This window comes from Streptomyces diastaticus subsp. diastaticus, from assembly GCF_011170125.1.
GTDB classification, from domain to species: Bacteria; Actinomycetota; Actinomycetes; order Streptomycetales; family Streptomycetaceae; genus Streptomyces; species Streptomyces diastaticus.
The window spans coordinates 1132147-1145535 of sequence record NZ_BLLN01000005.1 but is presented as its reverse complement, the minus strand read 5'-3'; the positions used below and the strand labels follow the sequence as shown (position 1 = coordinate 1145535).

Annotated in this window: 7 protein-coding genes and 2 rRNA genes; 7 read left to right on the top strand and 2 right to left on the bottom strand. The window is 66.9% G+C overall.

Going from position 1 to position 13389, the window contains the following annotated elements; translation table 11 throughout:
- Positions 1-81: 81 nt before the first annotated feature.
- Entirely contained in the window at positions 82-1446 is a 1365-nt protein-coding gene (locus Sdia_RS22500) for an alkaline phosphatase PhoX (protein WP_189500366.1), read from the bottom strand.
- 363 nt (positions 1447-1809) lie between these two features.
- Between Sdia_RS22500 and Sdia_RS22495 the strand changes: the two genes are divergently transcribed.
- Positions 1810-2934, top strand: coding sequence for an FAD-dependent oxidoreductase (locus tag Sdia_RS22495; RefSeq protein ID WP_189400211.1), 1125 nt, complete (start codon positions 1810-1812; stop codon positions 2932-2934).
- Between the two features lie 70 nt (positions 2935-3004).
- On the opposite strand, the gene zapE is transcribed toward Sdia_RS22495, so the two are convergent.
- Positions 3005-4123, bottom strand: a complete 1119-nt coding sequence (gene zapE / locus Sdia_RS22490) for a cell division protein ZapE (RefSeq protein WP_189500367.1) — start codon at positions 4121-4123, stop codon at positions 3005-3007.
- A gap of 137 nt (positions 4124-4260) precedes the next feature.
- Between zapE and Sdia_RS22485 the strand changes: the two genes are divergently transcribed.
- The 6 genes from Sdia_RS22485 (at position 4261) to Sdia_RS22460 (ending at position 13385) form a co-directional block, all read left to right on the top strand.
- Positions 4261-5043 (top strand): pyrimidine reductase family protein, encoded by a 783-nt coding sequence (locus Sdia_RS22485; RefSeq protein WP_100457203.1) that lies wholly within the window; start codon positions 4261-4263, stop codon positions 5041-5043.
- Positions 5044-5163: 120 nt separating this feature from the next.
- Complete coding sequence (locus Sdia_RS22480) at positions 5164-5736, top strand: indole-3-glycerol phosphate synthase (RefSeq protein WP_100457202.1); 573 nt, start codon at positions 5164-5166, stop codon at positions 5734-5736.
- A 125-nt stretch (positions 5737-5861) separates the two neighbouring features.
- The gene (gene murC, locus Sdia_RS22475) at positions 5862-7265 is read left to right on the top strand and encodes a UDP-N-acetylmuramate--L-alanine ligase (protein WP_115069122.1); all 1404 of its coding nucleotides are present in this window, start codon (positions 5862-5864) and stop codon (positions 7263-7265) included.
- 13 nt (positions 7266-7278) lie between these two features.
- Positions 7279-7686, top strand: coding sequence for a peptide-methionine (R)-S-oxide reductase MsrB (gene msrB, locus Sdia_RS22470; RefSeq protein WP_115069124.1), 408 nt, complete (start codon positions 7279-7281; stop codon positions 7684-7686).
- A 729-nt stretch (positions 7687-8415) separates the two neighbouring features.
- Positions 8416-9942: ribosomal RNA gene (locus Sdia_RS22465) — 16S ribosomal RNA — on the top strand.
- Positions 9943-10263: 321 nt separating this feature from the next.
- Positions 10264-13385, top strand: a 23S ribosomal RNA gene (locus tag Sdia_RS22460).
- The 16S and 23S rRNA genes sit together here, the layout of an rRNA operon.
- The last annotated feature ends 4 nt before the right edge of the window (positions 13386-13389 follow it).

Sequence of the window (13389 nt, the reverse complement as noted above, 5' to 3'; positions counted from 1 at the left end):
GGACGCCGTCGGCCCGAAGAGCACGGTCCCGAGCGGGAGCCGGCGGCACGGTGGCGGGGACTCGGCGAGGCCCCGCCGCTGTCACCTGTGCCAGGGCCCCGTCACCGCGAAGGTCGTCCCGGGCGTGTAGCAGTTGACGAACATCGTGTCGTAGTCCGGGGAGAAGCAGATGCCCGCGAACTCGCCCCACGCCGGCTCCTCGGGCGTTCCGATGTTCTGGCGGCCCCGCGCCATCGGGTAGACCTCGCCGCGCGTGGTCACGCCGAAGACGTGCTGGGCGCCCTCGCCGTCCTCCGCGACCATCAGGCCGCCGCTGGGGGCGAGGCAGATGTTGTCGGGCTCCTCGCCCGGGAGCTGCACGTCGGTGTCGGGGCCGAAGACGACGACCAGGGTCAGGCGCCGCCGGGCGGGGTCGTACCGCCAGATCTGGCCGTAGTGGTCGGCGGCCGAACCCTCGTTGCTCCGCGCGAAGCTGGAGACGAAGTAGACCGAGGAGCCACCCCAGTAGCAGCCCTCCAGTTTCTGCGCGTGGGTGATGCCCTTCGGGCCGAAGTCCTGGAACCGGATCGGCGTCTCCGCGGCCAGCGGGTCCGGCACGTCCACCCACTCCACCCGGTCGAAGGCCGCCCCCGTCTCCTGGATCGCCGAGAGGTCCGGCACCCCCGGCACCCGCATCGCCTGGAGCGACCCCCCGGCCCGCAGCGAGCCGAGCCCGCCGCGCGGCTTGACGGGCAGGAAGCGGTAGAAGAGGCCGAACGGCCGCTCGAAGGCGTCCTCCGTCTCGTAGACGACGCCGTTGCGCGGATCGATCGCGACCGCCTCGTGCTGGAAGCGGCCCATCGCCTCCAGGGGGACCGCGCCGGTCCGGTGCGGGTTCGTCGGGTCGACCTCGAAGATGAAGCCGTGGTCCTTGGTGTAGCCGTTGGTCCCGGCCTTGTCCTCGGTCTCCTCGCAGGTCAGCCAGGTGCCCCACGGGGTCGGCCCGCCCGCGCAGTTGGTCGAGGTCCCCGCGATGGCGACCCGCTCGCCGAGGACCCGGTTCGCGGAGTCCAGGGTGAGCGCCGTACAGCCGCCCAGCCCCTCCGGGTCGTAGGTCAGCCCCCTCACGGCCGGTACGCGGATCTCGGCGTCGGTGCGGTTCTCGTGGTTGCGGACGAGGTGGACCTGGCCCCGGCGCCCACCGAAGGCGGCCATCCCGTCGTGGTTGCTCGGCACCTCGCCCTCACCGGAGAGCATCCGGTCGCCCTCGCGGGACAGCACCCGGTAGCGGAAACCTTTCGGCAGGTCCAGGAGACCCTTCGGGTCGGGCACGAGCGGACCGTACCCGGCTCGCCCCATCCCCTTCGCGGCGGCCGTGCCCGCGAAGAGTTCGGTCAGGCTGCCGGTGAAGGCGATACCGGCGACGGCACCGGTACGAGCGAGGACTTGACGGCGTGTCGCGGACATGGGCAACTCCCTGCTGCGGCTCTGCGGACAGGAATGTGACCCGCACGTGTGTACCACGCACCCAGCCCCACCGGAACCAGGCGTGGCCCGGGACACCGCCGTCACAGCCCACCTGGCCTGCCGCGTACGCCTCCGGTAGGGCAGACGGTCGCCACACCCGGCTCACCGCCTCCCGGCGCCGGCGGACTCGACGGCGAGAGGCGGACCTGGGGGCGGCCGGCGCCGCGGCCACCGGACCCCTGACCGGCCGGCCCGGTGGCCCCTCCACCTAATTCGGAGGCGTTCGCGCGCTGCCCGTGGTGTGCTTCTCCGGTTCCGCGCCGGAGTTACCGGCGGCACCCGTTCCTTCGACAAGGCATTCCCATGCGATCCCAGCACGGCCCCCGCGTCGCGGTCGTCGGCGCCGGCCTCGGCGGCCTGGCCCTCGCTCGCGTACTGCAACTCCACGGCCGCTCCGTGACGGTCCTCGAACGCGAGCCCGCCCGTGGCGCCCGGCCTCAGGGAGGCAGCCTCGACATCCACCCCGACACCGGCCAGACGGCGCTGCGGGCGGCCGGACTGCTGGACCGTTTCCGCGCTCTGTCCCGGCCGGAGGGCCAGGAGTGGCGCAGGGTCGACCCCGTGACCGCCCTGCCCCTGCCGGGACCCGGCCACGACGAGGAGGGCCAGCGGGAACCGGGGGACAGCCCGGAGATCGACCGCGGCCAGTTGCGGGGCCTGCTCCTGGAATCCCTCACCGAGGGCACCGTCCGGTGGGACAGCGCCGTCACCGGGGCAACCCCGCTCGGGGACGGCACCTGGCGTCTGCACCTCGCCGACGGCGGTACCGAGGACGCCGATCTCGTGGTCGGCGCCGACGGTGCCTGGTCACGCCTCCGCCCGGCGCTCTCCGACGCGGTGCCCGGCTACACCGGCGTCACCTTCGTGGAGACCGGCCTGGACGACTGCGACATCCGCCATCCGGCCCTCGCCCGCACGGTCGGCGCCGGGACGCTGCTGGCCGCCTCCGACGGCAAGGCCCTGCTCGCCCAGCGCAACGGCGACGGCCACATCCGCGTCTACGCCGCCTTCCGCGCCCCGCGGGACTGGCGGTCGGCCGCCGGTGTGCGCGCCGACGACGCGGCGGCCGTCCGGGCCCGCCTGTTGAAGCACTTCGACGGCTGGGACGAGGGCCTGCTCCGCCTGCTGCGCGAGAACGACAGTGGCTTCGTCGACCGGCCCGTGTTCGTGCTGCCCGTCCCGCACACCTGGGAGCACGTGCCCGGCATCACCCTGCTCGGGGACGCCGCGCACCTGATGCCGCCGGTCGGGCTCGGCGCCAACCTCGCCATGCTCGACGGCGCCGACCTCGCCCACGCCCTCGTCCGCGAACCCGGCGTCGCCGAGGCCGTCCGCGCCTACGAGGACCGCATGCTGCCGCGCTCGGCCCGGGCGGCCCGGGAATGCCTGGACACCCTCGACCACCTCATTCCCCCGACGGACTCCTGAGCGGGGGCCGACGCCGCTCCCGTCCGGCCGGGGCACGCGCGGCCACGTCCGGACGGGAGCGGCCTCCCGGCTACGCCCCGCCGCACTGCACCAGCCCCCGCCCGTCGCGCGCCAGCGCCGTCAGACGGGATATCGCCCGGAAGTACTTCTTCCGGTACCCGCCGTTCAGCATCTCCTCGCTGAACAGCCGGTCGAACGGCACGCCCGAGGCCAGCACCGGCACCTCCCGGTCGTACAGCCGGTCCGCCAGCACCACCAGACGCAGCGCCGTCGACTGGTCGGGCACCGGGTGCACGCCGGTGAGGCAGACGGCGCGCAACTCGTCGGTGAGCGCTCCGTACCGGCTCGGGTGGACCCGTGACAGATGGTCGAGCAACTGCCCGAACCCGTCCAGACTCGCTCCCGGCGTCGCGTACGCCGCCCGTGTCACCTGCTCCTCGGTGTACGGCTCGGGCGCGGCGGGCAGCCCGCGGTGGCGGTAGTCCTCGCCGTCGATCCGGAGCGGCCGGAAGTGCGCCGACAGCCCCTGGATCTCCCGCAGGAAGTCGGCCGCCGCGAACCGGCCCTCGCCGAGCTTGCCCGGCAGCGTGTTCGAGGTGGCGGCCAACGCCACCCCGGCCTCCACCAGCTTGGCCAGCAGCGAGGAGACCAGCACGGTGTCGCCCGGGTCGTCCAGCTCGAACTCGTCGATGCACAGCAGCCGGTGGCCGCTGAGCGTGCGTACCGTCTCCTGGAAGCCCAGCGCGCCCACCAGGTTGGTCAGCTCCACGAAGGTGCCGAACGCCTTCTGCTCCGGCGCCGCCGGGGTGGCGTGCCAGAGCGAGGCGAGCAGGTGGGTCTTGCCGACGCCGTACCCGCCGTCCAGGTACACCCCGCGAGGCCCGGCGGGCGCCGGTGCCGGCCTCCGTGCGAACCAGCGGCGCCGTCCGGCACCCGTCGCGCTCGCCCCGCCCAGCCCGGTCGCGAACTCCTCCAGCACCCTCACGGCCTCGGCCTGACTCGGACGGCCCGGGTCGGGGAGGTACGTGGCGAAGCGGACCCCGTCGAACTTGGGTGGCGGCACCATGTCGGCCACCAGCCGTTCGGCGGGCACCTGGGGCTCGCGGGCGCGCAGGGAGAGCGGCGCCGACTCGTCGGCGCGCCGCGCGGACGAGGAGGCGGAGGACGGGGGAGTGGAGGAGGACGACACAGCTCACCAGCTTAGAGGGACGCGCGGAGCACCCCGTTCCCCGGGCGCCGGCCCCGCGGACGCCCCGCCGTCCTCCTTTGCGCGACGCCCGGCGCCGCCCCGCCCGTCCTCCGCACGGCCGTGCGAAACTGCACGTCATGCGACGCCTGCTCCCCGTGACCGATGACGTGACCGACCGCGAGTGGACCCTGGCGGAACTCGCCGACGCCTACGCCTACCCGGAGACCGCCGGTCCCTGGCTGCGCGCCAACATGGTCAGCACCCTCGACGGCGCGGCCCAGCACGAGGGCCGCTCCCAGCCCATCTCCGGCAGCGCCGACATGCGGATCTTCGGCACCCTGCGGGGCCTGGCCGACGCCGTGGTCGTCGGAGCCGAGACGGTACGCCAGGAGGGGTACCGCCCCGCCCGCGCCCGCGAGGCGTTCGCCCGCCGCCGCGCCGCCGCCGGGCAGACTCCCGCCCCCGCCGTCGCCGTGGTCAGCGCGAGCCTCGCACTCGATTTCGATCTGCCACTCTTCAGCGCACCCGGCACGCCCACTCTGGTCCTCACCGGAGCCGCCGCACCGGCCGAGCGGGTACGCGCCGCGCAGGCCGCCGGAGCCCGCGTGCTGATCGCCGGAACGGGCTCCGCCGTCGAGCCGGAGCGCGCCGTCCACGTCCTCGCCGAACAGGGCCTGACCAGGCTCCTCACCGAGGGTGGCCCCCGGCTGCTGGGCCAGTTCATCGCCGCCGGCGTGCTGGACGAGTTGTGCCTCACGGTCTCCCCGATGCTGACCGCCGGGGACGCCCAGCGCATCGCCTCCGGTCCCCCCGTCGCACTGCCGAAACGTTTCTCGCCCGCCTCGGTACTGGAGGAGGCCGGGTTCCTCTTCACCCGCTACCGTCGGACTGACATGGGCGGAATGAATCATTCCGCTTAGCTCCCCGTAGGCGGACCAGGGACGGCGAGTCCCGTGCGAACACGGGGAAAAATGGTTTCCGCACGGGCTCCCCGGGGCCCGCGATCCGAAAGGGCGCCTGACGTGTTCACGAGCGTTTTGATGATCGAGCAGCCGCTGTCGGCACCCGACGTGGAGTTCGTCACCACGCTCCACGGGGACGAGCCTGTCTCCTTCGTCCTGCTCATGCAGCCGCGCGGCGACCAGGACCGCCTGCTGCGCGCCATCGACGACGTCGCCCTCGGCGAACTCGGTGAGGCCGTCCGCGAGGCCGAGGAACCGGAGGGCGAGGTCGACGGCACCCCCGCGGCGCGCGCACTGGAGCACTCCCTGCGCGCCCTGCGCGCCGCCGGCAGCGAGGCCGAGGGCCGCCTCGTCGAGGACGAGCCCCTCGCCGCCCTCACCGCCCTGGTCGCCGAGACCGGCGCCGACGAGGTCATCGTGCTGACCGAGCCGCACTACGTGGAGGAGTTCTTCCACCGCGACTGGGCGACCCGGGCCCGCCACAAGGTCGGCGTCCCCGTCCTCAAGCTCTACTCGCACGCGCCGGCCGACGGGGCCGACGCACCCACCGGAGCCTCCTCGGACTCCGCGGGTCCCCGGGGCTCGGGAGCCACCGCCGCCGGCACGGTCAGCGACCAGGACAGCACCGGACCGGCCTCCCGCACCGACTGACCACCGCGAGCCCGGCACCGTCGGCGTCCGCGGCGGGCGCCGGCGGGCCCGCCCCCTCTCGCACCACGGCATAGGCTGACCCCGCCCAGCACGACCCGTACCCCTCGACCCCGGGAGAACGACAGATGGCATCCGGCCTTCCCCCCGCCATGGACCGACCGCACTTCATCGGCATCGGCGGCGCCGGAATGTCGGGGATCGCCAAGATCCTCGCCCAGCGCGGCGCCCGCGTCGCCGGCAGCGACGCCAAGGACTCCGCGACCGCCGAGGCGCTGCGCGCCCTCGGCGCCACCGTCCACCTCGGCCACGCCGCCGGCCACCTCGCGGACGACACCACCGCCGTCGTCATCTCCTCCGCCATCCGTCCGGACAACCCGGAGCTGGCCCGCGCCGCCGAGCTGGGCGTCCCCGTCGTGCACCGCTCGGACGCGCTGGCCGCGCTGATGGACGGCACCCGTCCCATCGCCGTCGCCGGCACCCACGGCAAGACCACCACCACCTCGATGCTGGCCGTCTCCCTGGCCGCACTGGGCCGCGACCCCTCGTACGCCATCGGCGGCGACCTCGACATCCCCGGCTCCAACGCGCTGCACGGCACCGGCGAGATCTTCGTCGCCGAGGCCGACGAGAGCGACCGCAGCTTCCACAAGTACGCCCCCGAAGTCGCCGTCGTCCTCAACGTCGAGCTGGACCACCACGCCAACTACGCCTCGCTCGAGGAGATCCACGAGTCCTTCGAGACCTTCGCCGCCCGGATCGTGCCCGGCGGCACCCTGGTGATCTCCGCCGACCACGAGGGCGCCCGCGAGCTCACCCGGCGGCTCGCCGCCAAGGGCCTTCCCGGCGTCACCGTCCGCACCTACGGCGAGGCGGCCGACGCGGACGTGCACGTCACGTCGATCGTCCCGCAGGGCCTGCGCAGCGAGGTCACGGTCCACATCGACGGCGCCGAGCTGACCTTCGACGTCTCCGTCCCCGGCCGCCACTACGCGCTCAACGCCGTCGCGGCCCTCACCGCCGCGGTCGCCCTCGGCGTCCCCGCCGAGGAGATGGCTCCCGCCATCGCCGCCTACACCGGGGTGAAGCGCCGCCTCCAGCTCAAGGGCGAGGCCGCCGGCGTCCAGGTGATCGACTCCTACGCCCACCACCCCAGCGAGATGACCGCCGACCTGGAGGCCATCCGGGGCGCCGTCGCCGCCGAGGCCCGTCTGCTGGTGCTCTTCCAGCCGCACCTCTTCAGCCGCACCCAGGAACTGGGCAAGGAGATGGGCCAGGCACTCGGACTCGCCGACGCCTCGGTCGTCCTCGACATCTACCCGGCCCGTGAGGACCCGATCCCGGGTGTCACCAGCACGCTGATCATCGACGCGGCCCGCGCCGCCGGAGCCGAGGTGACGGCCCTGGCCGACCGTTCCGCCGCCGCCTCGGTCCTCGCGGGAATGGCCAGGCCCGGCGACCTTGTTCTCACCATGGGCGCCGGCGACGTGACGGAGCTCGGGCCCGAGATCCTCGACCACCTGTCGAAGTGAGGAAGTGACCGACATGGCGTACGACGTCGAGAAGACGGACGAGCAGTGGCGCGAGGAGCTCACCCCCGCCGAGTACCAGGTCCTCCGCCAGGCGGGCACGGAGCCGGCCTTCGTCGGTGAGTACACGGACACCAGGACCGAGGGCGTGTACGCCTGCCGGGCCTGTGGAGCCGAACTCTTCACCTCCGGCACCAAGTTCGAGTCGCACTGCGGCTGGCCGAGCTTCTACGACCCGAAGGACTCGGACGCCGTGGAGCTCATCGAGGACCGCTCGCACGGCATGGTCCGCACCGAGGTCCGTTGCGCGAAGTGCGGCTCCCACCTCGGCCACGTATTCGCCGGCGAGGGGTACGCCACCCCCACCGACCAGCGCTACTGCATCAACTCGATCTCCATGCGACTGGCCCCGGCCGAGAGCTGACACCAGCCTCTCCCGTGAGACGGGCCCGTGCTCCTCCCCGGGAGCACGGGCCCGACTTGACTTCGACTCGTCCGGGTGCGTAGTGTTCAACGAGCTGCCGTCCAACCTCAAGGGTTGGAGAAGCGCCTCAGCCGCGCGAAGCGCGGCTCACTCCAAAACCTCAGCAGAACCCTCCTGAAACACCTTTCCCAGGCATGCCCGTCACGGGTGGGCCCGGAATTCTTTTTCCGGAGGATCTCCACCGTCTCGGTGCGAACGCGAGTCATTAGGCCGCGATTGTGAGAGATCAAGAGAATCCGCTATGGTTCTGGACGTCGGAACGGCTCAACGGCCGGGAAGGCGAAACCCGCTGACTGGGAATCAGGCCCGAAAGGATCTGATAGAGTCGGAACCGCCGAAAGGGAAAAGCGAAGCGGGAACGCGGCGCTCGAACCGGAAAGGCACCGAGGAAATCGGACGCGAAAGAGTCTGATAGAGTCGGAACACGAAATACCGAAGGGAAGCGCCCGGAGGAAAGCCCGAGAGGGTGAGTACGAAGGAAGCGTCCGTTCCTTGAGAACTCAACAGCGTGCTAAAAGTCAACGCCAGATATGTTGATACCCCGACCATCCAGGTTTCTGGCTGGTTGAGGTTCCTTTGAAATACAACAGCGAGGACGCTGTGTACGGCAGGGACTATTCCTCCTTGTCGTACCGCTCTTGTGCTTGTTGACCGGATCACCGGTACACATTCACGGAGAGTTTGATCCTGGCTCAGGACGAACGCTGGCGGCGTGCTTAACACATGCAAGTCGAACGATGAAGCCCTTCGGGGTGGATTAGTGGCGAACGGGTGAGTAACACGTGGGCAATCTGCCCTGCACTCTGGGACAAGCCCTGGAAACGGGGTCTAATACCGGATATGACCGTCCATCGCATGGTGGATGGTGTAAAGCTCCGGCGGTGCAGGATGAGCCCGCGGCCTATCAGCTAGTTGGTGAGGTAGTGGCTCACCAAGGCGACGACGGGTAGCCGGCCTGAGAGGGCGACCGGCCACACTGGGACTGAGACACGGCCCAGACTCCTACGGGAGGCAGCAGTGGGGAATATTGCACAATGGGCGAAAGCCTGATGCAGCGACGCCGCGTGAGGGATGACGGCCTTCGGGTTGTAAACCTCTTTCAGCAGGGAAGAAGCGAAAGTGACGGTACCTGCAGAAGAAGCGCCGGCTAACTACGTGCCAGCAGCCGCGGTAATACGTAGGGCGCAAGCGTTGTCCGGAATTATTGGGCGTAAAGAGCTCGTAGGCGGCTTGTCACGTCGGTTGTGAAAGCCCGGGGCTTAACCCCGGGTCTGCAGTCGATACGGGCAGGCTAGAGTTCGGTAGGGGAGATCGGAATTCCTGGTGTAGCGGTGAAATGCGCAGATATCAGGAGGAACACCGGTGGCGAAGGCGGATCTCTGGGCCGATACTGACGCTGAGGAGCGAAAGCGTGGGGAGCGAACAGGATTAGATACCCTGGTAGTCCACGCCGTAAACGGTGGGCACTAGGTGTGGGCAACATTCCACGTTGTCCGTGCCGCAGCTAACGCATTAAGTGCCCCGCCTGGGGAGTACGGCCGCAAGGCTAAAACTCAAAGGAATTGACGGGGGCCCGCACAAGCGGCGGAGCATGTGGCTTAATTCGACGCAACGCGAAGAACCTTACCAAGGCTTGACATACACCGGAAAGCATCAGAGATGGTGCCCCCCTTGTGGTCGGTGTACAGGTGGTGCATGGCTGTCGTCAGCTCGTGTCGTGAGATGTTGGGTTAAGTCCCGCAACGAGCGCAACCCTTGTCCCGTGTTGCCAGCAGGCCCTTGTGGTGCTGGGGACTCACGGGAGACCGCCGGGGTCAACTCGGAGGAAGGTGGGGACGACGTCAAGTCATCATGCCCCTTATGTCTTGGGCTGCACACGTGCTACAATGGCCGGTACAATGAGCTGCGATACCGTGAGGTGGAGCGAATCTCAAAAAGCCGGTCTCAGTTCGGATTGGGGTCTGCAACTCGACCCCATGAAGTCGGAGTCGCTAGTAATCGCAGATCAGCATTGCTGCGGTGAATACGTTCCCGGGCCTTGTACACACCGCCCGTCACGTCACGAAAGTCGGTAACACCCGAAGCCGGTGGCCCAACCCCCTTGTGGGGAGGGAGCTGTCGAAGGTGGGACTGGCGATTGGGACGAAGTCGTAACAAGGTAGCCGTACCGGAAGGTGCGGCTGGATCACCTCCTTTCTAAGGAGCACTTCTTGGCTGCCAGCTTTCGGGTTGGTGGTCCAGGGGCCAGTTCATCAGCGAACGTCTGGTGCTGGTTGCTCATGGGTGGAACGTTGACTATTCGGCACAGTGGATTCGATGGTTTTGCTAGTACTGCTTCGGCGTGGAACGCAGGGTCATGGGTCGGCTGGGTCGGGCACGCTGTTGGGTGTCTGAGGGAGCGGCCATGTTGTGGCTGTTTCTTCGGTTGCCGGCCCCAGTGAACTCGGGATGTTTGGTCTCGGGGTGGTGGGTGATTGGTCGTTGTTTGAGAACTGCACAGTGGACGCGAGCATCTGTGGCCAAGTTTTTAAGGGCGCACGGTGGATGCCTTGGCACCAGGAACCGATGAAGGACGTGGGAGGCCACGATAGTCCCCGGGGAGTCGTCAACCAGGCTTTGATCCGGGGGTTTCCGAATGGGGAAACCCGGCAGTCGTCATGGGCTGTCACCCGCTGCTGAACTCATAGGCAGTGTGGAGGGAACGCGGGGAAGTGAAACATCTCAGTACCCGCAGGAAGAGAAAACAACCGTGATTCCGGGAGTAGTGGCGAGCGAAACTGGATGAGGCTAAACCGTATGTGTGTGAGACCCGGCAGGGGTTGCGCATGCGGGGTTGTGGGATCTCTCTTCCACGGTCTGCCGGCCGTGGGACGAGTCATAAACCGTTGATGTAGGCGAAGGACATGCGAAAGGTCCGGCGTAGAGGGTAAGACCCCCGTAGTCGAAACGTCAGCGGCTCGTTTGAGAGACACCCAAGTAGCACGGGGCCCGAGAAATCCCGTGTGAATCTGGCGGGACCACCCGCTAAGCCTAAATATTCCCTGGTGACCGATAGCGGATAGTACCGTGAGGGAATGGTGAAAAGTACCGCGGGAGCGGAGTGAAATAGTACCTGAAACCGTGTGCCTACAAGCCGTGGGAGCGTCGCGCATCGAGTTTGCTCGGTGCGTCGTGACTGCGTGCCTTTTGAAGAATGAGCCTGCGAGTTAGCGGTGTGTAGCGAGGTTAACCCGTGTGGGGAAGCCGTAGCGAAAGCGAGTCCTAAGAGGGCGTTTGAGTTGCACGCTCTAGACCCGAAGCGGAGTGATCTAGCCATGGGCAGGTTGAAGCGGCTGTAAGAGGTCGTGGAGGACCGAACCCACCAGGGTTGAAAACCTGGGGGATGACCTGTGGTTAGGGGTGAAAGGCCAATCAAACTCCGTGATAGCTGGTTCTCCCCGAAATGCATTTAGGTGCAGCGTCGTGTGTTTCTTGCCGGAGGTAGAGCACTGGATAGGCGATGGGCCCTACCGGGTTACTGACCTTAGCCAAACTCCGAATGCCGGTAAGTGAGAGCGCGGCAGTGAGACTGTGGGGGATAAGCTCCATGGTCGAGAGGGAAACAGCCCAGAGCATCGACTAAGGCCCCTAAGCGTACGCTAAGTGGGAAAGGATGTGGAGTCGCAGAGACAACCAGGAGGTTGGCTTAGAAGCAGCCACCCTTGAAAGAGTGCGTAATAGCTCACTGGTCTAGTGATTCCGCGCCGACAATGTAGCGGGGCTCAAGCGTACCGCCGAAGTCGTGTCATTGCAGCAATACTCCCAACGGAGGCTGTGATGGGTAGGGGAGCGTCGTGTGCCGGGTGAAGCAGCCGTGGAAACGAGTTGTGGACGGTTCACGAGTGAGAATGCAGGCATGAGTAGCGATTCACACGTGAGAAACGTGTGCGCCGATTGACTAAGGGTTCCTGGGTCAAGCTGATCTGCCCAGGGTAAGTCGGGACCTAAGGCGAGGCCGACAGGCGTAGTCGATGGATAACCGGTTGATATTCCGGTACCCGCTGTGAAGCGTCAAACATTGAATCCAGTGATGCTAAGCCCGTGAAGCCGTTCCGGACCCTTCGGGGAATGGAAAGTGGTGGAGCCGGTGACCCGAGCTGGTAGTAGGTGAGTGATGGGGTGACGCAGGAAGGTAGTCCATCCCGGGCGGTGGTTGTCCCGGGGTAAGGGTGTAGGACGTCAGGTAGGTAAATCCGCCTGGCAATAGTCTGAGACCTGATGCCGAGCCGATTGTGGTGAAGTGGATGATCCTATGCTGTCGAGAAAAGCCTCTAGCGAGTTTCATGGCGGCCCGTACCCTAAACCGACTCAGGTGGTCAGGTAGAGAATACCGAGGCGTTCGGGTGAACTATGGTTAAGGAACTCGGCAAAATGCCCCCGTAACTTCGGGAGAAGGGGGGCCATGTCTGGTGATGAGTCTTGCACTCTGAGCTGGGTGTGGCCGCAGAGACCAGCGAGAAGCGACTGTTTACTAAAAACACAGGTCCGTGCGAAGCCGTAAGGCGATGTATACGGACTGACGCCTGCCCGGTGCTGGAACGTTAAGGGGACCGGTTAGTCACATTTCGGTGTGGCGAAGCTGAGAACTTAAGCGCCAGTAAACGGCGGTGGTAACTATAACCATCCTAAGGTAGCGAAATTCCTTGTCGGGTAAGTTCCGACCTGCACGAATGGCGTAACGACTTCTCGACTGTCTCAACCATAGGCCCGGTGAAATTGCATTACGAGTAAAGATGCTCGTTTCGCGCAGCAGGACGGAAAGACCCCGGGACCTTTACTACAGTTTGATATTGGTGTTCGGTTCGGCTTGTGTAGGATAGGTGGGAGACTGTGAAGCATGCACGCCAGTGTGTGTGGAGTCGTCGTTGAAATACCACTCTGGTCGTGCTGGATGTCTAACCTGGGTCCGTGATCCGGATCAGGGACAGTGTCTGATGGGTAGTTTAACTGGGGCGGTTGCCTCCTAAAGTGTAACGGAGGCGCCCAAAGGTTCCCTCAGCCTGGTTGGTAATCAGGTGTTGAGTGTAAGTGCACAAGGGAGCTTGACTGTGAGACCGACGGGTCGAGCAGGGACGAAAGTCGGGACTAGTGATCCGGCGGTGGCTTGTGGAAGCGCCGTCGCTCAACGGATAAAAGGTACCCCGGGGATAACAGGCTGATCTTCCCCAAGAGTCCATATCGACGGGATGGTTTGGCACCTCGATGTCGGCTCGTCGCATCCTGGGGCTGGAGTCGGTCCCAAGGGTTGGGCTGTTCGCCCATTAAAGCGGTACGCGAGCTGGGTTTAGAACGTCGTGAGACAGTTCGGTCCCTATCCGCTGTGCGCGTAGGAATATTGAGAAGGGCTGTCCCTAGTACGAGAGGACCGGGACGGACGAACCTCTGGTGTGCCAGTTGTTCTGCCAAGGGCATGGCTGGTTGGCTACGTTCGGGAGGGATAACCGCTGAAAGCATCTAAGCGGGAAGCCTGCTTCGAGATGAGTATTCCCACCTCCTTGAGAGGGTAAGGCTCCCAGTAGACGACTGGGTTGATAGGCCGGATATGGAAGCCCTGTAAGGGGTGGAGTTGACCGGTACTAATAGGCCGAGGGCTTGTCCTCAGTT